Source organism: Bacteroides sp. OM08-11, from assembly GCF_003438665.1.
GTDB lineage: Bacteria > Bacteroidota > Bacteroidia > Bacteroidales > Bacteroidaceae > Bacteroides > Bacteroides cutis.
The window spans coordinates 117,462-142,530 of sequence record NZ_QSTJ01000005.1 but is presented as its reverse complement, the minus strand read 5'-3'; the positions used below and the strand labels follow the sequence as shown (position 1 = coordinate 142,530).

Here is a 25,069-nt window from a genome sequence, read left to right as displayed (position 1 = left end):
CCTTATTTCTTGCCGTTGTTTTTAGCTTCTATGCTTAGAGTAGCATGAGGCACTGCACGCAAACGTTCAGCAGGAATCAACTTACCGGTTTCACGACAAATACCATACGTTTTATTCTCAATACGTACCAATGCAGCCTGAAGCCCCTGAATAAACTTAAGCTGACGTTGCGCCAAACGTGTAGTTTCTTCTTTAGACAAGGTATTGGCCCCTTCTTCCAAAACTTTATACGTTGGTGATGTATCATCGGTATCATTACCGTCTGCACCTGTCAGGCTAGCTTTCAATAATTCATAATCACGTTGAGCCAACTCTAACTTTTCCATAATAATGGCGCGGAATTCTTCCAATTCAGCATCCGAATATCTTGTTTTTTCTGCCATAACAATGTGTTTTTAGTAGTTATTCTTTTACAACACTTACATATAACTTGAAATCGTCGAATTCTAATTCCACACCATTTTCTACGTTATCTGCCAATGTCAATGAGATCCCTAATACTTGGTTACAAATATAATCTTTATATTCGTTTACCGCATCATCTGTTTGCGGATTTTTCGATAAAGTAATCTTTATTTTATCCGTAATCTCGAAACCGCTTGACTTACGGATATTCTGAATACGGTTTACCATCTCACGTGCAATACCTTCACGACGAAGCTCTTCAGTAACGGTAACTTCTAAAGCAACAGTCAATTTCCCCTCATTAGCAACCAACCATCCCGGAATATCCTCACTGAATATTTCCACATCGGAAGTTTCTATAACAGCTTCCATACCATCCAGGTTTAATGTATAAGAACCTTTTCTTTCCAATTCAGCAATAGCTTCCTGTGACATTTCCGCTACAGCAGTAGCCACAGCTTTCATTTGCTTTCCGAATTTTGGGCCAAGTTTCTTAAAATCGCACTTTACTTTCTTAACTAATATACCCGCAGCACCATCTACGAACTTGATTTCCTTCACGTTCACCTCGTTCATGATAAGCGCTTTCACAGCTTCGATGTGAGCACGCTGTTCTTCGTCCACTACCGGTATCATGATACATTGCAGGGGTTGACGAACTTTGATGTTTACTTTACGACGCAATGCCAACACCATAGATGTAACGTCTTGCGCCATCTGCATACGGACTTCCAGTTCCTTGTCAATCATTTCCTCCTTATATTCGGGGAAAGTGGCAAGATGAACCGAAACTACATTATCACGACCTGTTGCTGCAATCAAGTCCATATACAGCTTGTCCGCATAGAACGGAGCGATGGGCGACATCAATTTAGCAACAGTTTCCAGGCAGGTATAAAGCGTTTGATAAGCAGACAATTTATCTTGTGTAAACTCACCGCCCCAGAAACGTTTACGGTTCAGACGAACGTACCAGTTAGAAAGATTATCATTCACAAAATCAGAAATAAGACGTCCGGCTTTTGTCGGCTCATATTCATTGTAGCAAGTATCTACTTCTTTCACCAGTGTGTTCAGTACGGAAAGTATCCAACGGTCTATTTCCGGACGTTCCGACATCGGCACATCAGCTTCTTTGTATTCAAATCCATCCACATTGGCATAAAGCGAGAAGAATGAATATGTATTATACAGGGTACCAAAGAACTTACGGCGCACTTCCTCTATGCCGTCCACGTCGAACTTCAAGTTATCCCACGGTGAAGAATTGGTTATCATATACCAACGCAACGGGTCGGAACCATATTTCTCAATGGTAGAGAATGGGTCTACCGCATTGCCCAGGCGCTTGGACATCTTGTTGCCATTCTTGTCGAGCACCAAACCGTTAGAGATTACAGCCTTGTAGGATACACTATCGAAAACCATCGTAGCGATAGCATGCAACGTGAAGAACCATCCACGCGTCTGGTCTACACCTTCGGCTATGAAATCGGCAGGATACACCTGATGGCTATCCAGCAATTCCTTATTCTCGAACGGATAGTGAATTTGCGCATAAGGCATGGAGCCGGAGTCAAACCATACGTCAATCAAGTCCGATTCACGCTTCATCGGCTGTCCGTCTTTAGAAACGAGAACGATATCATCCACGTAAGGACGATGAAGGTCTATCTTATCATAGTTTTTTTCGGTATATTCACCCGGTTGGAAGCCATTGTCCTTGTAAGGATTAGATTTCATCAGTCCGGCAGCCACAGCCTTCTCAATTTCATTATAAAGTTCTTCTACAGATTCGATGCACTTTTCTTCACTGCCATCTTCCGTACGCCAGATGGGCAACGGAGTACCCCAGTAACGAGAGCGGCTCAGGTTCCAGTCATTCAAATTTTCCAACCACTTGCCGAAACGTCCCGTACCGGTACTTTCCGGTTTCCAGTTGATGGTCTTGTTCAATTCCATCATGCGCTCCTTGCAAGCAGTACTGCGGATAAACCAACTATCCAACGGATAGTATAATACCGGTTTGTCTGTACGCCAGCAGTGCGGATAATTGTGCACATGCTTCTCTATTTTGAATGCCAGATTACCGGTCTTCATCATCATGCAGATTTCAATATCCAATGACTCGGCAGCTTGTGCAGCCTGCTCATCGTACTTTCCGTCTATCGTAAATTGCGGATCATAAGCGTTTTTCACCCACTTGCCTTGATAGGCTTGGTAAGCTTCTACATCGACGCATGCCTTTACAAAAGCCTCATCCAGCTCATCCAATAAATAGAATTTACCGGTAAGGTCTACCATGGGACGGGTCTCTCCTCTCTTGTTAATCATAAACAAAGAAGGTACTCCGGCAGCACGAGCCACGTTAGCATCGTCGGCACCAAAAGTTGGGGCAATATGCACGATACCCGTACCGTCTTCAGTCGTCACATAATCGCCGGGGATTACACGGAAACCTTTATCGCTGACACTCCAATTGCCATCTTCGGTAACGTTGATAGGTTTCACCCACGGAATGAGTTGTTCGTATTCCATGCCTACCAAATCCGTACCTTTATATTCGGCTACCACCTTAAACGGTATCAATTTATCACCGGGCTTATAATCCTCTAATGCAAGTTCTTCCGCTTTTTTATTGAAGTGGGTATAGAGCAATGGCTTTGCCAATACTACGGTCATTTTCTCACCTGTATATCCATTGTAAGTCTGCACGGCTACATAGTCAATCTTCGGACCTACGCAAAGCGCCGTATTTGAGGGCAATGTCCACGGAGTAGTAGTCCACGCAATAAAATAAGGAGTACCCCACTCTGCCATTTCAGGCTTCGGATTCTTCATTTTGAATTGTCCTACTACCGTTGTATCTTTTACATCCCGATAACAGCCGGGTTGGTTCAGTTCGTGTGAGCTCAATCCCGTACCTGCAGCCGGAGAATAAGGCTGTATGGTATATCCTTTATAAAGAAGTCCTTTTTTATAGAGTTGTTTCAGGAGCCACCACAAGGTCTCGATATACCGATTATCGTAGGTAATATAAGGGTTCTTCATATCCACCCAATATCCCATCTTGTGCGTCAGGTCTTCCCATTCTTTGGTAAATTTCATGACGTCCTTACGACAGGCGGCATTATATTCGGCAACAGAAATAGTCTTACCAATATCCTCTTTTGTGATACCCAGTGCCTTTTCCACACCCAGTTCCACAGGAAGTCCGTGCGTATCCCATCCGGCTTTACGCTTCACTTGAAAACCTTTCATGGTTTTATAGCGGCAGAAAATATCTTTAATGGAACGAGCCATTACATGGTGAATACCCGGCATACCATTAGCCGAGGGAGGTCCTTCGAAAAATACGAAAGAAGGACAACCTTCACGTTCTGTCATACTCTTGGCGAAAATCTGGTTTTCGTCCCATTTCTTCAACACTTCCTTGTTTACTTCCGAAAGGTCAAGCTTTGAATATTCGGCAAACTTCTTACCCATCTTTTTATTTATGATTTAACTATTTACGATTGAAGATAATCTTTATACTTTTCACACATAAAAGGCTATCCTTCTTATTTTAAGGGTGCAAATTTACAAAAAAGTTAGAGAAAAGAGATTTTTGAATAAATATTTTTATAATACTCAGTCCTCCCACCGCTACTTTCAGCATCCCGTTCTCCGATGACCAAGGAAAAAGACGCCTAACGTTAAATCGTTCCATCATGAAGGAACAAAACTTTCTCCATGGAAGAATAAAACTTTTCTCGTGGTGGAATGATTTAATGTTAGACAACAAAGACACTGATCCCTCCAAAAAACAACCAGATATTTACTGTATGTACGCTTAATAATCCTTCTGAATAATCCGTGTAGTCTGTAGTGAGGAAAACTCTCTATCTTTTCATTCGCACTTCATACAGGTCTCCTCTCCTGTCTTTCAAATTACGAACACTTCCATAAGTATGGAGTTCATTCAACAAATCCAAATCAACATCAGAAACAAGAATCATTTCAGTATTCGGGGTTGCCTCAGCACGCTTTCCATCTGTAGGAAATGCAAAGTCACATGGAGTAAACACTCCGGACTGGGCATACTGGATATCCATATTGTGTACACGCGGCAAATTACCAACGCTACCAGCTATCACCACAAAACATTCATTCTCGATAGCACGAGCATGAGCACAAACCTTCACACGAGAGTAAGCATTCTGAGTATCAGTAAGAAAAGGTACGAACAATATTTGCATGCCTTGATCTGCCATAATACGGGAGAGTTCAGGAAACTCTACATCATAACAGATCAGTACACCGATTTTAGCACAATCAGTATCGAATGTTTGTAAAGACTTGCCACCACTCAATCCCCAGCTTTTTATTTCATCAGGAGTGACATGTAGTTTCTCGTACATTTCATAACTTCCATCACGACGACAAAGGAAACCTACATTATAAAGAAGTCCGTCTTCTTTGATAAGCGGCATACTACCTGTAATGATATTGATATTATAACTGATAGCCAATTTCACAAAACGTTCTCTAATTTCTTCGGTATAAGCCGCCAGTCCACGGATGGCCTGAGATTCGCCTTCATTGTTAAACTTAGCCATCAACGGAGCATTGAAATATTCGGGGAAAAGCACGAAGTCACTTTTGTAATCCGACACTGCATCCACAAAAAATTCAACCTGCTCAAATAAGTCATCGAGTGTTTTATAGGTACGCATTTGCCACTGTACCAATCCCACACGTACAGTAGTTTTAGGATTTACATATTCTTGCGTAGGTGCTTGATAGTAAATATTGTCCCATTGCAACAGGCAAGCATAATGCTTGGATTCTTCGTCATTAGGAAGATAATTACGCATTACCTTGCGTACGTGAAAGTCATTACTCAACTGGAATGTCAACACAGGATCGAATATCTCTTTCTGTCTTACCTTATCTATATATTCCTTAGGACGCATTTGGTCAGCGTACTTATAATAATTAGGGATACGTCCGCCAAACATAATAGCTTTTAGATTTAGTGTCTCGCAAAGTTCCTTACGGTATTCGTACATACGGCGTGCTAAACGCAAGCCACGATATTGGGGATGAATAAAAACCTCAATACCATACAATATATTACCTTTTGGGTTATGTGTATTAAAAGTTTCCTTACCGGTTACCTGCGCATAAGTATGATCGTTTTTTACATCATTATAATTCACAATGATAGAGAGTGCGCAACCAACAATCTTTTCATCTACTACCGTTACAATCTGTCCTTCGGGAAAAATACGAATTAACTTTTCTATCTGTTTGTGTGTCCAAAACACATCGCTACCGTCTGAATAGACGCGCGTAAATGATTGTGCCAACTGGTCGTAATCTTCTATTTGCAGATTACGTATTTGCACCTTATTAATTTTCATTTCATCCATTACTTTCTTGCTTCCTGATTAAAAAACATCGCAAAGTTACGGTTTATACCTACATGTTGTCTTCCAAGACTTGAATTTTCTTATTTCAAAAGAAAAAGGTGTAACCGATACATATCCAGATACACCTTTTTTCAGAATAAAACATCTGTTTTTTTATTTTCTATTCTTCCATAATTTGGTCATATCTTCCAATGTCTTGCCTTTCGTTTCAGGAACAAGTTTCCAAACGAAAATGGCAGCCACCACACAGATAATACCATATAAAACATAAGCAAACATATGCCCGAACTTATCACCCATTTCTCCGAGACGCATATTGTACATCGGTAGGAAAGTAGATGAAACAATGAAATTAAAAATCCATTGGAAAGCAACTGCTACAGCTACTGCCGCACCACGAATGGTATTCGGGAATATTTCTGCAATCAACACCCAGCAAATCGGTCCCCAGCTGAACATGAAAGAAGCGCTATAAATCATAATACTGACGACTGATATAATAGGTGGAAATCCTATCACAATGTTGCAAAGAGCCACACCGAATGCACCAATTGCCATACCGATAGAACCGGAAATAAGTAACGGCTTACGTCCCCATTTCTCTACAGTGAAAACAGCCAACAATGTGAAGAGAATATTAACAATCCCCATAAATACAGTCTGTACCATTGGAGTTGCCATACCCATTGTATCGAAAATACGTGGAGCGAAATAAAGTACAGCATTAATACCGACAGCCTGTTGGAATACACTCAACATAATGCCGATAAAGATAACCATCCATCCGTAAGTAAAGAGTTTTTCTGTCTTCTCTTCAGTAGTAACTTTAATCTGAGCCAGAATAACTTTTCCCTGGGCAAATCCGTTGATACGACTCAATACATTCAATGCCTTTTCATCTTTACCACACATAGCAAGATAACGCGGCGTTTCAGGAACGAATAATACCAATAATGCAAATAAGCCGGCAGGAACAGCTTCGCTGACAAACATCAGACGCCAACCTGTTTCAGTAGTCCAAGCGGCAGCTTCAGGGTTCATAATCTGATTTACTCCATTTACCAAATCAATAACAGGATTGACATGACTACCCAAAATCAAGAAATTTACAAAATACACCACCAACTGACCGAAAATGATAGCAAACTGATTCCAGGAGACCAATGTACCACGGATATTACTCGGTGCAATCTCTGCAATGTACATCGGGCAGATGGCTGATGCCAGGCCAACACCTATACCTCCCAACACACGATAGAAATTGAAAGCTATTAAAAGAGAATAAGACGGAACACCATAATCGAAAAATAAGAATTCCGGCCAATATGAACCTAATGCCGACAAAAAAAAGAGAATACCAGCCATAAAAAGAGATTTCTTACGACCAAGCCTGGATGCAAAGAAACCTGAAACAGCACTACCGATAATACATCCGATCAATGCACTGGATGAAGTGATGCCATGTATTGCGTCTGTATATTCAAAATCCGCTCCGATGAAGAAAGCCTGAAGTCCCTTTTCAGCACCGGAGATAACAGCCGTATCGTAACCGAAAAGCAAACCACCGATTACAGCTACAAGTACGATAGAAAAGAGATATATTTTGCTACCTTTTTCTGTATAATTCATAATATTGATTTAATTTGCAATTAACAATTGACGGTTGATAATGAAAGACTAAATAATTAAACCATTATAACCATATGGTAATTACTAATTATCCATTATCAACTATCTATTAATTTTAGCAATACATATTCACAATTGCCTCATACAATTCTTGTTTACCACTGATTTGTTTCGGTTCGCCATTGACTTTTGCATAAGCAACAAGATCCTCCAAGGTCAACTTACCCTCTTCAAACTCTTTACCCTTACCGCTGTCAAAGGATGCATAACGTTCTGCCAGCATCTTCTTATAGGGAGATTCTTCCAGCAACTTGGCCGCACTTTCCAATGCACGTGCCATAGCATCCATACCTGCGATGTGAGCAATGAAGATATCTTCAAGATCAGTAGAATTACGGCGAGTTTTAGCGTCAAAATTCGTACCACCATTGCCCAAACCACCGTTACGAATAATCTGCATCATGGCTTGAGTCAGTTCATAGTTATCAATGGGAAATTGGTCTGTATCCCAACCGTTTTGATAATCACCACGATTAGCGTCAATAGAACCCAGCATACCGTTGTCGACAGCCACTGCCAGTTCGTGTTCAAATGTATGACCGGCTAATGTTGCATGATTTACTTCAATATTTACTTTAAAGTCTTTATCCAAAGCATGAGCTTTCAAAAAACCGATAACAGTTTCTGTATCTACGTCATATTGATGTTTGGTTGGTTCCATCGGTTTCGGTTCAACCAAGAATGTACCTTTGAAGCCACGGGCACGGGCATAGTCACGGGCAATGGTCAGCATTTGTGCAAGATGTTCTTTCTCACGTTTCTGATCAGTGTTCAGCAAAGACATATAACCTTCGCGTCCACCCCAGAACACATAGTTTAAGCCACCTAGTTCAATGGTAGCATCAATTGCATTCTTAATCTGAACAGCAGCACGGGCTACAACATCAAAATCTGGGTTGGTAGCCGCACCATTCATATAGCGTTCATGACCGAATACATTGGCAGTACCCCACAATAATTTGATACCTGTTTCTACCTGCTTTTGCTTTGCGTAAACTACGATTTCTTTCAAATTAGCTTCGTATTCTTCAATGGTATCAGCTTCCGTGCAGAGGTCTACATCGTGAAAACAATAGTATTCGATCCCCATCTTCTGCATAAACTCAAAACCGGCATCCATCTTGTTTTTAGCAGCCTGAATTTTATCAGTATAGTCGTTCCAGGGGAAACTCTTTGTACCGCCACCGAATTGGTCACCGCCTTCTGCACAAAGTGTATGCCACCACGCCATTGCAAACTTCAACCAATCTTTCATTCTCTTACCCATGATAACTTTTTCTGCATCGTAGTAACGGAATGCCATCGGGTTTTTACTCTCTTTTCCTTCAAATTTAATCTTTCCTATTCCAGGAAAATACTCTTTTGTTGCCATAATCTTAAATATTATTTAAAAACTAATTATATAATTGATAATTCCAAATAAGTCTTCCATCTTGCATAAGCATCCGCATAAGCCTCACAATCAGCCAATTTCGGTTCTATTACCTCCAGTTTTTCAAGCGTGGCAAAAGCTTCATTATTATCTTTATAGATACCGGCACCCATACCGGCACCTTTGGCAGCTCCCACTGAACCGTCAGTATCATAAAGCTCAATCACAGCCCCCGTAACACCAGCCAAAGTTTCACGGAACAACGGACTCAGAAACATATTAGCTTTTCCCGCATGAATTTTCTGTACGGGAATGCCCATTTGTTCCATAATATCGATACCATACTTAAAGGAAAATACAATACCTTCCTGTGCCGCACGAATGATGTGCTGTTTTCCATGCAGGTTAAAGTTGACGCCATGAAGGGAGCAACCTATCTCCTTGTTTTCTAACATACGTTCAGCACCATTGCCGAAAGGTAAAATACTGATCCCCGCACTGCCGATAGGAACTTGTGCCGCCAATGTATTCATATCATTATATGATATTCCTTCGGGGGCAACCGTACGCTTCACCCAAGAATTCAAAATACCTGTACCATTTATACAAAGCAGAACTCCCAAACGGGTTTGTTCAACCGTATGGTTGACATGAGCAAATGTATTAACACGCGATTTCGGATCATAGTCTATTCCACCATTTACCCCATAAACAACCCCTGATGTTCCTGCGGTTGATGCTATTTCTCCGGGATTAAACACATTTAAAGAAAGCGCATTATTGGGTTGATCTCCTGCACGATAAGTAATCGGAGTACCTTCTTTCAATCCCAACTCTTGAGCCGCAATGGCATTTACACGTCCTTGTTCGGAAAAGGTAGGTTTGATATCTGCTATCAGGGATTTGTCGAAACCATAATAATCCATCAGGAAACCAGCTAATTGACCGTTCTTGAAATCCCAAAACATACCTTCTGACAATCCGGAAACTGTAGTACAGATAGTACCACTCAGTTTCATGGCGATATAATCGCCCGGTAACATGATTTTGTATATTTTTTCGTAGATAGCAGGTTCGTTCTCCTTTATCCACGCCAGTTTAGAAGCAGTAAAATTACCCGGAGAGTTCAACAAACGGGAAAGGCAAGCCTCCTCTCCCAACATTTCAAAAGCTTTTTGTCCGTAAGGAACAGCTCTCGAATCACACCAGATAATGGCAGGACGTAATACCTGTTGATTTTTATCTACACATACCAATCCATGCATTTGATAAGAAATTCCGATTGCCCTTATATCCGCCGCATTTACACCTGAATCATTCAAAACTGCTTGTGTAGCCAGTCTAAGGTTATCCCACCAATTTTCAGGATTTTGTTCCGCCCAACCCGGTTTCATAGCTATAATCTCCGCCTCTGTCTTAGGAAAGAAAGCAGAAGAAACACATTTACCGCTATCGGCATTTATCAAACTCGCTTTGACAGACGAACTGCCGATGTCATAACCTAATAAATACATATTAATTACAAATTACTGATTATAAAATTCTTCATCGTCGTACCTTATTATATATCTTCTTATCGAAACGATAATAACGAGCCGCCCGGTGAGCTACTCCCTGTTGGCGTTCCTCCAAAGGAACTACGTACTCCATTAAAGCTATCTTCTTATGAAAATTGCGCACATCTATCTGTTTCCCGTATAGCAATTCATATAGAGTACGCAACTGGGCCGCCGTAAATTTGCGAGGTAATAAATCGAACAAACAAGACGGATTGATTTCTACATACTGGCGTATATACGTCATAGCCTCCTTGATAATCAGATTATGGTCGAACGCCAAGATTTTAATATCCTGCATTGCTACCCAGCAAGCCTGATAATCATCCAATGCGCGACTCAATGCTCGGTCTATTTTTACCAAGGACAAATAAGCTATGGTAACAATACGTTCCACTTTGGATTGCATGGCACGCTCCAACCAATGTACATCTTTAGGATCTTTTGTACGGTCTTTAGAACCGAATGCCTTAAATTGCATGAGATTTACATTTTTCAGCCCGGTCAATTCGTTCAACACTCTTTTGGCTGCCTCATCTAAATCTTCATCCATATAAATTAAACTTCCGGGCAACTTCATATCATGGAATATTTCCCCTTCCTCTTCCCCCACACGTTTAATCAACAGAACTCTGAGTTGTTCTCCGTCAAAACCAATCACTACACAATCTACCGATATATGGTTGTTCGCCAATGGTGTTATCTGTTCCATGTTTTGCATAATATCTATATTTAAACGTTACAAATATAAATAGGTTTTTCAAATAACCAATATATAAAAATATATTTTTATTGTGTTATAAAACATTATTTATCAAATAAGTACATATCATATAAAATACAATATCATATTTACGTGTTATCATATAAAATACAATATGTATTTTAGCAATAGAAAAGAGGTTGCTATTGTATTGTACGTAACAAGTATGAAGTACTTTATTTATAAGGATTTCAATAAGCAACCATTATATCTGAAAGATTGTAGGGATATTGTATTATTAATGCATCTCCAACCCTATATTGCACAAAAAACTCTATTTGTGCGGTGAATATCAGAAAAACCTTTACCTTTGCGACACTTTTTAATTAAACACTAAAAAACAAGTAAAATGAAAGCATTTGTATTTCCGGGTCAAGGTGCCCAATTTGTAGGCATGGGAAAAGACTTGTACGAAAACTCGGCTTTAGCCAAAGAACTTTTTGAAAAAGCAAATGATATCCTGGGATATCGCATTACAGATATTATGTTCAACGGTACAGACGAAGATCTGCGCCAGACTAAGGTTACTCAACCTGCCGTATTCCTTCATTCCGTTATCTCCGCACTTTGCATGGGCGATGACTTTAAACCGGAAATGACTGCTGGACATTCACTGGGTGAGTTCTCCGCATTGGTTGCAGCCGGTGCTTTGAGTTTCGAAGACGGCTTGAAGTTGGTTTATGCCCGTGCCATGGCAATGCAGAAAGCTTGTGAAGCACACCCTTCTACCATGGCGGCCATCATAGCCCTTCCGGATGAAAAAGTGGAGGAAATCTGTACTCAGGTAAATACCGAAGGCGAAGTTTGCGTAGCCGCCAATTACAACTGTCCGGGACAAATTGTTATCTCCGGTTCAATGGAAGGTATCAATAAAGCTTGCGAATTGATGAAAGTAGCCGGTGCAAAACGTGCTTTACCTTTAAAGGTTGGCGGCGCTTTCCACTCTCCGTTGATGAATCCTGCTAAAATAGAATTGGAAGCAGCCATTAATGCGACTGAAATTCATGCTCCCCAATGTCCTGTATATCAGAATGTAGATGCACTGCCCCATACTGACCCGGAAGAAATCAAGAAAAACCTCGTTGCCCAGTTGACAGCTTCTGTACGCTGGACTCAGACTGTGAAGAACATGGTGGCTGACGGCGCTACAGAATTCACAGAATGCGGTCCCGGCGCAGTGCTTCAAGGTCTTATCAAAAAAATTGCTCCCGAAGCAAATGCTCATGGCATTGCATAACTTTTAAACATACCATTATAATGAAGGTTGCTTTCCTTTTGGAAAGTGGCCTTTTTTTTATACCTATCTCTGCCGAAAGATTGAGAACCATGAAAAATATAGATAAATTCAGAAACGCATTGGATGTATCCATCAATAAGTTATCTATAGATGCATTAGTACATGAAATCTGTAATAAACCGGAATACCTGAAAGACATGCATCAACTGATATCTGATGAAAAGCAAGCCGTCTCATGGCGAGCCATCTGGGTATGTGAGAAAGTGAGCGAATTGTACCCCAGCTGGTTTGCTCCATTATACAATGACATACTTCAAAGATTATTAGTTTGTCGGCACGAGGGTTCCAAACGCTTATTATTATCCATACTTTACAATATACCCGCCCCTACTCCTATTCCCGTCGATTTACTAAATTATTGCTTAGACCACATGTTGTCGCCCAAAGAAAGTATAGGTGTACAAGCATTATCCATCCGAATGGCATATAAACTTTGCAAGTTAGAACCGGAACTCCTGAAAGAGTTGCAACTTATACTTGAGAACACCGATACAGAGTATTATTCTAGCAGTGTCAGGAGCGCCATACGAAACATTTTTAAGAAAATAAAGAAGTAGTAGTTTCAGGAAACAAATTGTAATTCGATAAATAAAAAAAATCGGTTCTTTTGTTTTTTATGTCTGTATTTCCCTTACCTTTGCCATTGTAAAGACAAAGGGGTGCCCGGTCCGGGCTGAGATTATACCCTCGAACCTGATGCAGTTAGTACTGCCGTAGGAATTGAACATTATATTCTTCATATTTCCGCCTTAGCGGCGCTTCTTTGTATTTACTTCCATTATTGATTATTTACAATAAACAGAAAATGAAAGTATTAATAAACAACAAAGAAGTGGAAACAGCCGCTGTTACCCTTTTACAACTAACAGAAGAACTTTCCTTACCAGCGCAAGGTATTGCAGTTGCCGTAAACAACCGTATGATACCACGCACAGAATGGACAGACTATGTATTGTCCGCAGGTATTTCCATTGTCATCATAAAAGCCGCTTGTGGAGGATGAGGAATATGAAAAGTAAAAAAAACGAAATGAGAAACGGAACCCTACAGTTCATTACTCATTATACAGAACAATATACATATCTAGACTCCGTACGTATGGCTTTGGAAGGTGGATGCCGATGGGTCCAACTACGCATGAAAGACACTCCTATTGAAGAGATTCTCCCCATAGCCATAGAAACGAAAAAGCTATGTGAAAGCTATGACGCCACATTCATTATCGATGACCATGTAGAACTGATACAAGAAGTTCAAGCCGAGGGTGTACATCTTGGAAAAAAAGATGTGCCTATCGCCGAAGCACGCCGTATTCTCGGAAATAAATATATAATAGGTGGTACGGCAAATACATACGAAGACGTCAAAAACCTCTATTCTGCCGGAGCCGATTATATAGGTTGTGGTCCTTTCAGATATACCACCACTAAAAAGAACCTTAATCCGATACTGGGACTGGAAGGATACAAAAGCATCATACAACAAGCGAAAAAAAACTCTATCAACCTCCCTATCATTGCCATCGGCGGAATAACCGTCGAGGACATTCCTGCCATAATGGCCACAGGTATCAATGGAATTGCCCTGTCAGGTAGCATCTTGCGGGCAAGTGACCCAATAGAAGAAATGAAAAAAATCATTTCAATCATCAAAAAGGAAGCAAGACAATAAACGAATTATACAGACATGGAAAAATTAATCATTGCGGGACGTGAATTCAGCTCGCGCCTGTTCTTAGGAACCGGAAAATTCAATTCAAATGAAGTGATGAAGCAATCGATATTGGCATCTGGCACAGAAATGGTGACGGTAGCCATGAAGCGTATCGAACTGGACAACCGGGAAGATGACATGTTGATGCATATCAAGCATCCTCATATCCAACTTCTACCCAACACCTCGGGAGTACGTAATGCCGAAGAAGCCGTATTTGCCGCCCAGATGGCGCGCGAAGCGTTTGGTACCAATTGGTTGAAACTGGAGATACATCCCGATCCGCGTTACTTACTTCCCGATTCCGTAGAAACCCTGAAAGCCACTGAAGAGTTGGTTAAACTAGGATTTGTAGTGCTTCCTTATTGCCAAGCAGACCCTACCTTGTGTAAACGTCTAGAAGAAGCTGGTGCGGCTACCGTCATGCCGTTGGGAGCCCCCATCGGTACCAATAAAGGATTACAGACCCGTGATTTTTTGCGTATCATCATAGAACAGGCCAATATTCCTGTTGTAGTGGATGCCGGTATCGGTGCACCGAGCCATGCCGCCGAAGCTATGGAAATGGGAGCTTCCGCCTGTCTGGTAAATACCGCCATAGCAGTGGCTGAAGAACCGGTAAACATGGCACAAGCCTTCAAGCAAGCCGTAGAAGCAGGACGCATGGCATACGAAGCGGGACTAGGATTGCAGGCTACTGATTTTGTGGCGGAAGCCAGTTCGCCGCTGACTTCTTTCCTGAATAAATAGAAGCCGATTATTTGATAAATAAGACTTTAAATTGTATCTGATATGAAACAAAAAATAAAATTCCCCCGTTCAGAAAAAGTGTATCTGTCGGGCAGTATTTATCCGGAACTTCGCGTGGCAATGCGTAAGGTAGAACAAATACCGAGTACAACATTCGTCAACGAAGAAAAAGTAATCACTCCCAATCCGGATATTTACATCTACGATACCAGCGGTCCATTCAGTGATCCAGCAATAAATATCGACTTAAAAAAGGGATTACCACGCCTACGCGAACCGTGGATACTCAGTCGCGGCGATGTAGAACAACTTCCAGAAATCACCTCTGAATACGGACGTATACGCCGTAATGATAAAAGTCTCGACTCCCTCCGTTTCGAACATATTACCCTACCATATAGAGCCAAAGAAGGAAAATGTTGTACACAAATGTATTACGCCAAGCAGGGCATTATCACGCCCGAAATGGAATACGTAGCTATCCGCGAAAACATGAACTGTGCCGAACTGGGTATAGAAACGTATATCACACCCGAATTTGTTCGCCGGGAAATAGCAGAAGGACGTGCCTTACTACCTGCCAATATCAATCATCCGGAAGCCGAGCCGATGATTATAGGACGCAGTTTTCTTGTGAAAATCAATACGAATATAGGAAACTCCGCCACCACATCGAGCATTGAGGAAGAAGTGGAAAAAGCACTTTGGAGTTGTAAATGGGGTGGTGACACGTTAATGGATCTCTCTACCGGTGAAAACATTCATGAAACTCGTGAGTGGATTATCCGTAATTGTCCTGTTCCCGTAGGTACTGTACCTATCTATCAGGCATTGGAGAAGGTAAACGGAAAGGTAGAAGACCTCACCTGGGAGATTTACCGGGATACTCTCATCGAGCAGTGTGAACAGGGAGTAGATTACTTCACCATCCACGCCGGCATTCGTCGTCACAACGCACATCTAGCGGATAAACGTCTGTGTGGAATTGTTAGCCGAGGTGGAAGTATCATGAGTAAGTGGTGCCTGATGCACGACCGGGAAAGTTTCCTTTACGAACATTTTGATGATATTTGTGATATACTGGCACAATATGATGTAGCAGTATCTTTGGGAGACGGATTGCGTCCAGGCTCTATATACGATGCCAATGATGAAGCACAATTTGCGGAACTCGATACGATGGGTGAACTCGTACTGCGCGCATGGGTAAAAAATGTGCAAGCTTTTATCGAAGGTCCAGGACATGTCCCCATGCACAAGATTAAAGAAAACATGGAACGCCAGATAGAGAAATGCCATAATGCCCCTTTCTATACCCTCGGTCCACTGGTTACGGATATTGCTCCTGGTTATGACCATATCACTTCAGCCATCGGTGCAGCGCAAATAGGTTGGTTAGGTACTGCAATGCTATGTTACGTCACTCCCAAAGAGCACCTTGCACTGCCCGATAAGGAAGATGTACGTGTAGGAGTTATTACTTATAAGATAGCTGCACATGCTGCTGACCTGGCCAAAGGGCATCCAGGTGCACAAATCCGGGACAATGCATTAAGTAAAGCTCGTTATGAGTTCCGTTGGAAAGATCAGTTTGACCTTTCTTTGGATCCAGAACGTGCCCAAACGTATTTCCGTGCAGGACATCATACAGATGGGGAGTATTGTACCATGTGTGGACCCAATTTCTGTGCAATACGATTGAGTAGAGATTTAAGGATGAAAAAGAGTAAGTAAATGGGGTAGTTTTCTTTCACTACAGAAGATACAAAGAATGAAAAGAATTATTCAAATTTAAACCATAATACAATATGTTTTCAGACGAATTAGAAAAAATATCGTGGGAAGCGACAACGGAACGTATTCACACTAAAACAGATGCAGATGTACGCCGTGCTCTTTCCAAAGGATATTGTGATGTAGAGGATTTTATGGCACTTATTTCACCTGCCGCCATCCCCTATTTGGAAACAATGGCACGCTTAAGTAAAAAATATACAGAAGAACGTTTCGGTAAGACAATTTCCATGTTTGTACCTTTATATATAACAAACTCCTGTATCAATTCTTGCGTATATTGTGGTTTCCATATCAGTAACCCCATGCCGCGTACCATACTGACGGAAGAAGAGATTGTAAACGAGTACAAAGCCATCAAAAAACTAGCTCCTTTTGAGAACCTGCTACTGGTTACCGGAGAAAACCCGGCAAAAGCAGGGGTACCCTATATTGCTCGTGCCCTTGATTTGGCAAAACCTTATTTCAGTAATTTAAAGATAGAAGTAATGCCTTTGAAGGCAGAAGAATATGCCGAACTAAAAAAACATGGTATGAACGGTGTCATCTGCTTTCAGGAAACTTACCATAAAGCCAATTATAATATCTATCATCCTCGAGGCATGAAATCGAAATTTGAATGGCGTGTAAACGGTTTCGACCGTATGGGACAAGCTGGAGTCCATTCCATCGGTATGGGAGTACTTATCGGTTTGGAAAAAGAATGGAGAACAGACATCTGCATGATGGCGTACCATTTGCGTTATCTTCAAAAACATTATTGGAAAACAAAATACAGTGTCAATTTCCCCCGAATGCGTCCTTCTGAGAATGGAGGCTTTCAGCCGAATGTAGTCATGAATGACCGTGAACTGGCACAAGTGACCTTTGCCATGCGGATATTTGACCATGACGTAGATATCTCCTATTCTACCCGTGAACCGGCTGAGATAAGAGACCACATGGCTACCTTGGGGGTAACGACCATGAGCGCGGAAAGTAAAACGGAACCAGGCGGATATTACACATATCCACAGGCCCTCGAACAATTCCATGTGAGTGATGAGCGTAAAGCTGTAGAAGTAAATGCCGCATTAAAACGTTTAGGGCGTGAACCGATTTGGAAGGATTGGGATGTAAGTTTCGATTTAAAGAAATATGCAAGAAAATAATAAAATAATGAACCGATACGACAGACAAATCACCCTTCCTGAAATAGGTGAAGAAGGACAAAGGAAGATACAAAATGCACGTGTCTTGATAGTAGGTATAGGAGGACTTGGCTCTCCTATCGCACTATATCTGGCCGGCGCCGGCGTAGGAACCATCGGATTGATAGATGAAGATACCGTCAATCTCAGCAACCTCCAACGCCAGGTTTTATATATCGAAGATGAGATTGGGCAGTCTAAAGTAAAATGCGCTACACGCAGACTACAAGGTTTGAATAGTGACATCAAGATAGAAGCTTATCCTTTCCGGCTAACTGAAGAAAACGCAGATTTACTGATTGCGAACTATGATATCATTGTGGATGGATGTGACAATTTTACAACTCGCTACTTATTGAGCGACTCTTGTGCTAAAACAAATAAGCCATACGTCTATGGAGCTATTCAAGGTTTCGAAGGCCAAGTCTCCGTGTTTTGTCATGATAGTGTTTTCAGAACTTATCGTAATCTCTATCCGGATGAAACAATAACATCGCAAATGCCGCCACCCAATAAATCTGTTATCGGAATCACTCCGGCTATTGTCGGGAGCATAGAAGCCAACGAAACACTGAAACTGATTTGCGGTTACGGTAATTTACTGGCTGGTAAACTATGGACTATTGATTTACGAACCATGCAATCGTATATTATTGACTTTTAAATTTCACCAATAAAAGTACTATAACTCCTATTACAGAATATGAAATTAATAGTTATCACTACCCCCTGTTTTTTCGAAGGAGAAGCTGAAGCTATCACTGCGCTATTCCATTCTGGATTACAAACTTTACATCTGCGCAAACCCGATGCTTCGATAGTAGAGATTGAAAGTCTTTTAAACAAGTTACCCCCTCAATACATGGAGCGTATCGTTACCCATGAACATTTTTGCTTGGTGTCCGATTATCATTTAAAAGGTATACACTTGAACAAGCGCAACCCACATATTCCCGAGAATTATTCAGGGCATATAAGTTCTTCCTGCCATTCTTTAAACGAGGTTGTACAACGTAAATCGACTTGCAATTATGTTTTTCTCAGTCCCATTTACGATAGTATTTCCAAAGCAGGTTATATTTCCGCCTATACACACGACAGTCTCCTACGAGCCTGCCAATCTCAAATTATCGATTCTCAGGTAGTGGCGTTGGGAGGTATCTCTGCAAAACATTTTCCAGAAATTCAATCTTTAGGTTTTGGAGGTGTAGCTATATTGGGTGATATTTGGAGCAGGACAGGAAATGATTTTATCAAATACTTCCAAAATCTCAGACGTCTCTCCTTATCTTATTAATAATATTCAATTCACAACTGATATAATAACGATGACTCCTCCCATCATACTTACCATTGCAGGTTCTGACTGTTCAGGTGGTGCAGGCATACAAGCCGACATAAAAACTATTTCTACACTGAAAGGCTATGCAGCTTCCGTTATCACTGCCATAACTGCACAAAACACAGTGGGCGTACAAGCGGTATACCCTCTTCCCGCTGATATAGTTAAAGCACAGATTAAATCTGTAATGGATGACTTACACCCTCATACTATTAAAATAGGTATGGTACACAATAGTTCAATAGTGTATGCCATTTCCCAATGTTTACAAAAGTATAAACCTGAAATTATAATTTATGATCCTGTTATGATTTCTACTAGTGGACGCCGCCTCATGACAGAAGAGACCATTCAGACTATCAAAGACAAACTCTTCCCCCTCTGTACTCTAATAACTCCAAATCTGGACGAAACAAGTTTCTTGTTGAATCAAACAATCACGGATATTAAGACAATGGAAAACGCAGCTTGCCGATTATCAGATAACTATCACACCTCGGTATTAATAAAAGGTGGACATTTAATCGGCAATGAAATGTGTGATATACTATATAACGAGGGACATATCCACCGGTTTAAACATCAAAAAATAGAAAGCCAGAATCTTCATGGAACAGGATGTACGCTTTCTTCTGCAATCGCTACTTTTCTTGCCAAAGGCAAAAGACTTGAAGAGGCTGTCCACCAAGCTAAAACTTACATAAATATTGCTATCAGTAATGGTAAAGAACTGCAAATCGGCCAAGGAAATGGTCCATTAGGACATTTTACATTTGAAGAATAACCTGTTTTATATTTTTATCCACTGTATTCATTAGCTTTTTAGTTACATACCTATTATTATTTAATTTTATCTATTATTTTTGCAGAAGCTATCACTATAAATAGGTATAATATGGAAAAAGCAAAAGTATATTTTTCAGACTTACGCACCTCTCCTACCTCTAATCTTTTGGATAAAATGGAACGCTTACTGAAGCGTGCAGGTATCGGTGAACTCCCTTTAAAGGACAACTTTGTAGCCATTAAAATTCATTTCGGTGAACCGGGAAATCTCTCTTATATTCGTCCCAACTATGCTGCACGAATGGCTAACCTACTCCGTAGCTACGGAGCCAAGCCGTTCCTTACGGATTGTAATACACTCTATAGCGGACGTCGTTCCAATGCGGTAGACCATTTACAAAGTGCCATGGAAAATGGTTTCAATCCCATATCTGCACAGTGTCAGGTAATTATCGGCGATGGTTTAAAAGGAACTGAGTATCGTGAGATCCCTTTGAATGGAGAATATTGTCCGGCACCTAAAATCGGTGCAGCCATTGCTGATGCCGATGTCGTTATCAGTATGAATCATTTCAAGGGACATGAACAAGCCGGTTTCGGAGGTGCCTTAAAAAATCTTGGAATGGGCTGTGCCAGCGTGGGTGGAAAGTTGGAGTTACATGCATCCTCCCAACCTAAGATTGATACCGGAAACTGCATCGGTTGTAATATATGCGTAAAGCATTGTGCCCATGATGCCGTGCATATGAATGCAGAACGGAAAGCGGAAATAGACTATGCGAAATGTGTAGGATGCGGTCAATGTGTAGCCCTCTGCCAACATGATGCTGCTGTAGTAAGCGATTGGGATACGTCCGAACGATTGAATTATAAGATTGCCGAATATTCTCTTGCCGTAGTAAAAGATAAGCCACACTTCCATATCAGTTTTATCATGAATGTTTCTCCAGAGTGTGATTGCTGGAACCATAATGACGCAGCTATCGTTCCCGACCTTGGAATTCTGGCATCAGCAGACCCGGTAGCTTTGGATATGGCATGTGCAGATATGGTTACCCAAGCTCCTATTTTGCATGGGAATAATGTTTTGGGTGAAGGTCATGAACATGAGGATCTACGTGGCTGTGATAAATTTCATATAATACATCCCGATACTGACTGGTTGGCAGGGCTTCGCCATGCTGAAAAGATAGGATTGGGAACTATGGAATATGAATTGGTAAAAATTTAAACCTTTTAAAGTTTATAAAGTCATAATTGAGTAGCGAGATACAAAAATTATAGGGTTTGAGACAAATCTGTAAAGAAGATGTCCGTTCATCCCTTAATTTTGTATTCTAATTAAAATAACGAATAAAAATTAACTCATATCATTGTACAAATGGAAACATCTGCTAAACTTTATTCTTTGCCCTTCGGCAACGTAAGAACTTATTTATTTGCTCTTTTATTTATTGTTGGAAATATTGCCCTACCGCAACTTTGTCATTTAGTACCGACAGGTGGCCCAACATTGTTGCCTATTTATTTTTTCACATTGATAGCTGCTTATAAATATGGCTTCCAAGTAGGTCTGCTGACTGCCATATTATCTCCGGTAATCAATCATCTGTTATTTGCAATGCCTGCCGTAACTGTGTTACCGGCTATTCTGATAAAGTCTGGTTTGCTTGCAGGAGCAGCTGCACTTGCTGCACGTCATGTAAAAAGTGTTTCGCTGTTGGCTTTATTGGGAGTAGTCCTCTCTTATCAGGTTATCGGTACTGCTTTTGAATGGGCTTTGTGTGGTGACTTTTTCCTTGCTGTTCAAGATTTCCGTATGGGTATTCCGGGTATGTTAATTCAGTGGTTCGGTGGCTATGCATTACTGAAAGTAATAGCTAAAATCTAAAAAATAATTTAACCCATAAATTCAATGGCTAAGACAATGGAGGAAGTGTTGGAACGTTTCCGCACCATCGAGTTTCACGATGATTTTGATATGATTGTGGCAATTGCAAATGGCGGAATCGTTCCGGCAGGTATCATTAACCAACGTTTACAAAAGGAAGTACATCTACTCCGTATCAACCTAAGGGATGAATATCAACATCCTAAGTATGATGCACCTCAGTTGTTGGCACCCGTTGACTTTGAATTTAGAGGGAAAAACATACTACTGGTAGACGATCGCATAAAGACTGGTTCTACTATTCGGTTAGCGTGCGAATTACTAAAAGATGCTCATATGATTAAAACATTCGCAGTAAATGGAACGGCAGACTATGCTTTGTTTGACGAAACATGTTTTAAATTTCCGTGGATATTGTAGAATAAAAAGAGAATTTAAAGTTAAAAAGGATATGGACAGAAGAGATTTCCTGAAAACATTGGCAGTTACGGGAGCAGCTATGACTATACAACGCATAGAAGCGATGGATATACTGACACAAACGCTAACAAATACCGGTGATAATAAGGTAGACCTCGTAGCTGTAATGGGGGGTGAACCGGAAGTAATGTTTCGCCGTGCCATTACCGAACTGGGTGGTATGAAAAATTTCATCAAACCGGGACAGAAAGTAGCAATAAAACCTAATATCGGTTGGGATAAAGTACCGGAACTGGCAGGAAATACAAATCCTAAATTAGTTGCCGAGATTGTAAAGCAATGCTTTCAAGCTGGAGCCAAAGAGGTTACCGTATTCGATCATACCTGTGATGACTGGCAGAAATGTTATAAGAACAGCGGTATTGAAGCAGCTGCCAAAGCCGCGGGAGCCAAAGTAATGCCTGCACATCTGGAAAGTTATTACCGTGCGGTATCTCTACCTAAAGGTAAAAAAATGAAAAGCGCCAAGGTACATGAAGCAATCTTGAATAGTGATGTGTGGATCAATGTTCCAATTCTAAAAAATCACGGTGGTGCCAATCTGACTATATCCATGAAAAACCATATGGGTATTGTATGGGATCGTGGTTATTTCCATCAAAACGATTTGCAACAGTGTATTGCCGATATCTGTACATTACAGAAAAAGGCTGTACTGAATGTGGTAGATGCTTATCGCATTATGAAAACCAATGGTCCACGTGGACGTTCTGCATCTGATGTAGTATTGACTAAAGGTTTGTTTATCTCTCAAGACATCGTTGCTGTAGACACGGCTGCAGCCAAATTTTTCAATCAAGTTCGTGAAATGCCTCTTGACAAGGTAAGACATCTGGTTAATGGGCAGGCATTGAATGTAGGTACAATGAATTTGGATAAGCTCAATATCAAACGTATCAAGATTTAATTAAGACAGTACATACTCAAAAGATAGCAGCTTATGTTGAAAAAAGTAAGAATTGTATTATCTGTTTTAATCTTTGGGCTGATAACATTTTATTTTCTGGACTTTGCAGAATTACTACCCAACAAATTTCATGTATTGGCACATATCCAGTTTGTTTCGGCATTGATGTCATTTAGTTTCATTGCATTGGTTATACTAATTGTATTAACACTTTTGTTGGGACGTATTTATTGTTCGGTGATCTGTCCGATGGGGGTCTTGCAGGATATAATAAACTGGATATCCCAAAAGACTGTAAAGAAAAAGAAACGTTTCCGTTTTTCTCCGGCAAAGAATATAGTAAGATGGAGTGTATTGACCATCGCTGTTTGTTCATTCTTATGTGGATTTACTGTGTTATTAGGATTGTTGGATCCATACAGCGCATTCGGACGTATTATTACTAATATATTCAAACCTGTCTATATGATAGGTAATAATCTATTGGAGTCCATTTTCTCCCGGTTTGATAACTACACATTCTATCAAGTAGATGCTTCTTTACTCAGTATTTCTTCATTTATTATCGGATTGGTTACTTTCCTTATAATCGGTTATTTAGCCTGGAAACATGGAAGAATGTGGTGTAATACGATATGTCCCGTAGGAACGTTACTGGGATTTGTAAGCCGTTTCTCGCTTTTCAAAATCCGTATAGATGAGAATAAATGTACACACTGTATGGTTTGTGGTACTAAATGCAAGGCATCCTGTATTGACAGTAAAAATCAAAAAATAGATTATACACGCTGTGTAGATTGTTTTGACTGCTTGGAAAGTTGTAAAGAAGGTGCATTAGTCTACTCCTTGCCTTCTTCTACACTGAAAAAAGGCCAACAGTTAGTTACATCTGACACTTCAAAACGTCGTTTTCTATTCATAGGTATGGCCACCGCAGTAACTACCCCCAAAGTAATGGCACAAACACAATCCGTACTCGCCACAGTTGCCGGCAAAGTGAGCGATAAACGTAAGACACCTATAATTCCTCCGGGCTCTATTAGTCTCACACATTTCCAAACACATTGTACATCGTGTCATTTATGTGTTAGCAAATGTCCATCACATGTATTGAAACCTGCTTTTATGGAATATGGTATTGCCGGAATGATGCAACCTACTATGTTTTTTGAGAAAGGTTTTTGTAATTTTGACTGTACGGTTTGCGGTGACGTTTGTCCCAATGGTGCTATTAAACCATTAACTATCGAACAAAAGCATTTAACACAAATGGGAAAGGTAGTATTTACAGAAGAGAATTGTATTGTATACACTGATGGTACTAGTTGTGGTGCCTGTTCAGAACATTGCCCCACCCAAGCACTTTCTATGATACCTTACAAAGACGGATTGACTATTCCACATGTTGATACGAATATTTGTGTAGGCTGTGGAGGTTGCGAATATGTATGTCCTGCCCGTCCCTTCCGTGCCGTACATATTGAAGGGAATAAGGTACAACAGGAAGCTCATCCATTTACTGAAATAAAAGAAGAAAAAATAAAAGTTGATGATTTCGGCTTTTAAAAACATATAAGGGGTATTTTATTATCCAAAATATAACAAAGGATCTACTTCTCTTATAAAAGAAAAAGTAGATTCTTTTTTATAAGACCAATCGTTGAACATTTTTCCTCTATTTTCCTTTCTTCCTTCAATAAAATAACTAAATTCGTGCCGA

General features: G+C 40.6%; 22 protein-coding genes and 1 riboswitch. Of the genes, 15 read left to right on the top strand and 7 right to left on the bottom strand.

From position 1 onward, the window contains the following. Window positions 1–2 precede the first annotated feature (2 nt). From DXC10_RS10720 to DXC10_RS10690, 7 genes are all read right to left on the bottom strand, one after another. Complete coding sequence (locus DXC10_RS10720) at window positions 3–383, bottom strand: TraR/DksA C4-type zinc finger protein (protein ID WP_004290962.1); 381 nt, start codon at window positions 381–383, stop codon at window positions 3–5. A 19-nt stretch (window positions 384–402) separates the two neighbouring features. Further along, window positions 403–3,891 carry an isoleucine--tRNA ligase gene (ileS, locus tag DXC10_RS10715; RefSeq protein ID WP_117737866.1) on the bottom strand — a complete coding sequence of 1,163 codons (3,489 nt, stop codon included), beginning with the start codon at window positions 3,889–3,891 and terminating at the stop codon, window positions 403–405. Window positions 3,892–4,286: 395 nt separating this feature from the next. Further along, a complete protein-coding gene (locus DXC10_RS10710; protein WP_101542869.1) occupies window positions 4,287–5,819 on the bottom strand; it encodes a carbon-nitrogen hydrolase family protein in 1,533 nt (510 codons plus the stop codon). A 153-nt stretch (window positions 5,820–5,972) separates the two neighbouring features. Next, window positions 5,973–7,448 carry a D-xylose transporter XylE gene (gene xylE / locus DXC10_RS10705; RefSeq protein WP_101542870.1) on the bottom strand — a complete coding sequence of 492 codons (1,476 nt, stop codon included), beginning with the start codon at window positions 7,446–7,448 and terminating at the stop codon, window positions 5,973–5,975. A 115-nt stretch (window positions 7,449–7,563) separates the two neighbouring features. Beyond that, entirely contained in the window at window positions 7,564–8,880 is a 1,317-nt protein-coding gene (gene xylA, locus DXC10_RS10700) for a xylose isomerase (protein ID WP_101542871.1), read from the bottom strand. Window positions 8,881–8,906: 26 nt separating this feature from the next. Continuing rightward, window positions 8,907–10,394: a xylulokinase gene (locus tag DXC10_RS10695; RefSeq protein ID WP_101542872.1), complete on the bottom strand. Its 1,488-nt coding sequence runs from the start codon at window positions 10,392–10,394 to the stop codon at window positions 8,907–8,909. 31 nt (window positions 10,395–10,425) lie between these two features. Next, window positions 10,426–11,157, bottom strand: a complete 732-nt coding sequence (locus tag DXC10_RS10690) for an NUDIX domain-containing protein (protein WP_101542873.1) — start codon at window positions 11,155–11,157, stop codon at window positions 10,426–10,428. A 391-nt stretch (window positions 11,158–11,548) separates the two neighbouring features. On the opposite strand from DXC10_RS10690, the gene fabD reads away from it, so the two are divergent. The 15 genes from fabD (at window position 11,549) to DXC10_RS10615 (ending at window position 24,915) form a co-directional block, all read left to right on the top strand. Further along, complete coding sequence (gene fabD / locus DXC10_RS10685; RefSeq protein ID WP_101542874.1) at window positions 11,549–12,436, top strand: ACP S-malonyltransferase; 888 nt, start codon at window positions 11,549–11,551, stop codon at window positions 12,434–12,436. Window positions 12,437–12,525: 89 nt separating this feature from the next. Continuing rightward, window positions 12,526–13,053 carry a hypothetical protein gene (locus tag DXC10_RS10680; protein WP_101542875.1) on the top strand — a complete coding sequence of 176 codons (528 nt, stop codon included), beginning with the start codon at window positions 12,526–12,528 and terminating at the stop codon, window positions 13,051–13,053. Between the two features lie 88 nt (window positions 13,054–13,141). Then, window positions 13,142–13,233: riboswitch (TPP riboswitch) on the top strand. 68 nt (window positions 13,234–13,301) lie between these two features. After that, window positions 13,302–13,499, top strand: coding sequence for a sulfur carrier protein ThiS (gene thiS, locus DXC10_RS10675; protein ID WP_117737905.1), 198 nt, complete (start codon window positions 13,302–13,304; stop codon window positions 13,497–13,499). 26 nt (window positions 13,500–13,525) lie between these two features. Then, entirely contained in the window at window positions 13,526–14,167 is a 642-nt protein-coding gene (locus DXC10_RS10670; RefSeq protein ID WP_117737904.1) for a thiamine phosphate synthase, read from the top strand. A 15-nt stretch (window positions 14,168–14,182) separates the two neighbouring features. Next, window positions 14,183–14,959: a thiazole synthase gene (locus tag DXC10_RS10665; protein ID WP_117737865.1), complete on the top strand. Its 777-nt coding sequence runs from the start codon at window positions 14,183–14,185 to the stop codon at window positions 14,957–14,959. 42 nt (window positions 14,960–15,001) lie between these two features. After that, on the top strand, window positions 15,002–16,693 hold the full coding sequence (gene thiC, locus DXC10_RS10660) for a phosphomethylpyrimidine synthase ThiC (RefSeq protein ID WP_117737864.1): 1,692 nt from the start codon (window positions 15,002–15,004) through the stop codon (window positions 16,691–16,693). Window positions 16,694–16,767: 74 nt separating this feature from the next. Next, a complete protein-coding gene (gene thiH / locus DXC10_RS10655) occupies window positions 16,768–17,904 on the top strand; it encodes a 2-iminoacetate synthase ThiH (protein ID WP_117737863.1) in 1,137 nt (378 codons plus the stop codon). A 7-nt stretch (window positions 17,905–17,911) separates the two neighbouring features. Beyond that, window positions 17,912–18,607: a HesA/MoeB/ThiF family protein gene (locus DXC10_RS10650; RefSeq protein WP_117737903.1), complete on the top strand. Its 696-nt coding sequence runs from the start codon at window positions 17,912–17,914 to the stop codon at window positions 18,605–18,607. A 39-nt stretch (window positions 18,608–18,646) separates the two neighbouring features. Next, window positions 18,647–19,240: a thiamine phosphate synthase gene (locus tag DXC10_RS10645; protein WP_117737862.1), complete on the top strand. Its 594-nt coding sequence runs from the start codon at window positions 18,647–18,649 to the stop codon at window positions 19,238–19,240. 31 nt (window positions 19,241–19,271) lie between these two features. Further along, entirely contained in the window at window positions 19,272–20,069 is a 798-nt protein-coding gene (gene thiD / locus DXC10_RS10640; protein ID WP_117737861.1) for a bifunctional hydroxymethylpyrimidine kinase/phosphomethylpyrimidine kinase, read from the top strand. A gap of 111 nt (window positions 20,070–20,180) precedes the next feature. Then, window positions 20,181–21,302 carry a DUF362 domain-containing protein gene (locus DXC10_RS10635; RefSeq protein ID WP_117737860.1) on the top strand — a complete coding sequence of 374 codons (1,122 nt, stop codon included), beginning with the start codon at window positions 20,181–20,183 and terminating at the stop codon, window positions 21,300–21,302. A 150-nt stretch (window positions 21,303–21,452) separates the two neighbouring features. After that, window positions 21,453–21,962, top strand: a complete 510-nt coding sequence (locus DXC10_RS10630) for an ECF transporter S component (RefSeq protein ID WP_117737859.1) — start codon at window positions 21,453–21,455, stop codon at window positions 21,960–21,962. 24 nt (window positions 21,963–21,986) lie between these two features. Further along, window positions 21,987–22,382, top strand: coding sequence for a phosphoribosyltransferase (locus DXC10_RS10625; protein ID WP_101542883.1), 396 nt, complete (start codon window positions 21,987–21,989; stop codon window positions 22,380–22,382). Beyond that, the gene (locus DXC10_RS10620; protein ID WP_370448215.1) at window positions 22,336–23,349 is read left to right on the top strand and encodes a DUF362 domain-containing protein; all 1,014 of its coding nucleotides are present in this window, start codon (window positions 22,336–22,338) and stop codon (window positions 23,347–23,349) included. The genes DXC10_RS10625 and DXC10_RS10620 overlap by 47 nt, the downstream gene beginning before the upstream one ends. A 33-nt stretch (window positions 23,350–23,382) precedes the next feature. Next, a complete protein-coding gene (locus DXC10_RS10615) occupies window positions 23,383–24,915 on the top strand; it encodes a 4Fe-4S dicluster domain-containing protein (RefSeq protein WP_117737857.1) in 1,533 nt (510 codons plus the stop codon). Window positions 24,916–25,069 lie beyond the last annotated feature (154 nt).

What these genes read in the sequence shown, in the direction of transcription:
- DXC10_RS10695 (WP_101542872.1), bottom strand. Translation starts at nt 10,394, where the DNA reads ATGTATTTATTAGGTTATGACATCGGCAGTTCGTCTGTCAAAGCGAGT.
- DXC10_RS10680 (WP_101542875.1), top strand. Translation starts at nt 12,526, where the DNA reads ATGAAAAATATAGATAAATTCAGAAACGCATTGGATGTATCCATCAAT.
- DXC10_RS10645 (WP_117737862.1), top strand. Translation starts at nt 18,647, where the DNA reads ATGAAATTAATAGTTATCACTACCCCCTGTTTTTTCGAAGGAGAAGCT.
- DXC10_RS10690 (WP_101542873.1), bottom strand. Translation starts at nt 11,157, where the DNA reads ATGCAAAACATGGAACAGATAACACCATTGGCGAACAACCATATATCG.
- DXC10_RS10615 (WP_117737857.1), top strand. Translation starts at nt 23,383, where the DNA reads ATGTTGAAAAAAGTAAGAATTGTATTATCTGTTTTAATCTTTGGGCTG.
- DXC10_RS10650 (WP_117737903.1), top strand. Translation starts at nt 17,912, where the DNA reads ATGAACCGATACGACAGACAAATCACCCTTCCTGAAATAGGTGAAGAA.
- DXC10_RS10625 (WP_101542883.1), top strand. Translation starts at nt 21,987, where the DNA reads ATGGCTAAGACAATGGAGGAAGTGTTGGAACGTTTCCGCACCATCGAG.
- DXC10_RS10710 (WP_101542869.1), bottom strand. Translation starts at nt 5,819, where the DNA reads ATGGATGAAATGAAAATTAATAAGGTGCAAATACGTAATCTGCAAATA.
- thiS (WP_117737905.1), top strand. Translation starts at nt 13,302, where the DNA reads ATGAAAGTATTAATAAACAACAAAGAAGTGGAAACAGCCGCTGTTACC.
- xylA (WP_101542871.1), bottom strand. Translation starts at nt 8,880, where the DNA reads ATGGCAACAAAAGAGTATTTTCCTGGAATAGGAAAGATTAAATTTGAA.
- ileS (WP_117737866.1), bottom strand. Translation starts at nt 3,891, where the DNA reads ATGGGTAAGAAGTTTGCCGAATATTCAAAGCTTGACCTTTCGGAAGTA.
- thiD (WP_117737861.1), top strand. Translation starts at nt 19,272, where the DNA reads ATGACTCCTCCCATCATACTTACCATTGCAGGTTCTGACTGTTCAGGT.
- fabD (WP_101542874.1), top strand. Translation starts at nt 11,549, where the DNA reads ATGAAAGCATTTGTATTTCCGGGTCAAGGTGCCCAATTTGTAGGCATG.
- DXC10_RS10720 (WP_004290962.1), bottom strand. Translation starts at nt 383, where the DNA reads ATGGCAGAAAAAACAAGATATTCGGATGCTGAATTGGAAGAATTCCGC.
- DXC10_RS10670 (WP_117737904.1), top strand. Translation starts at nt 13,526, where the DNA reads ATGAGAAACGGAACCCTACAGTTCATTACTCATTATACAGAACAATAT.
- DXC10_RS10665 (WP_117737865.1), top strand. Translation starts at nt 14,183, where the DNA reads ATGGAAAAATTAATCATTGCGGGACGTGAATTCAGCTCGCGCCTGTTC.
- DXC10_RS10620 (WP_370448215.1), top strand. Translation starts at nt 22,336, where the DNA reads ATGCTTTGTTTGACGAAACATGTTTTAAATTTCCGTGGATATTGTAGA.
- thiH (WP_117737863.1), top strand. Translation starts at nt 16,768, where the DNA reads ATGTTTTCAGACGAATTAGAAAAAATATCGTGGGAAGCGACAACGGAA.
- xylE (WP_101542870.1), bottom strand. Translation starts at nt 7,448, where the DNA reads ATGAATTATACAGAAAAAGGTAGCAAAATATATCTCTTTTCTATCGTA.
- thiC (WP_117737864.1), top strand. Translation starts at nt 15,002, where the DNA reads ATGAAACAAAAAATAAAATTCCCCCGTTCAGAAAAAGTGTATCTGTCG.
- DXC10_RS10635 (WP_117737860.1), top strand. Translation starts at nt 20,181, where the DNA reads ATGGAAAAAGCAAAAGTATATTTTTCAGACTTACGCACCTCTCCTACC.
- DXC10_RS10630 (WP_117737859.1), top strand. Translation starts at nt 21,453, where the DNA reads ATGGAAACATCTGCTAAACTTTATTCTTTGCCCTTCGGCAACGTAAGA.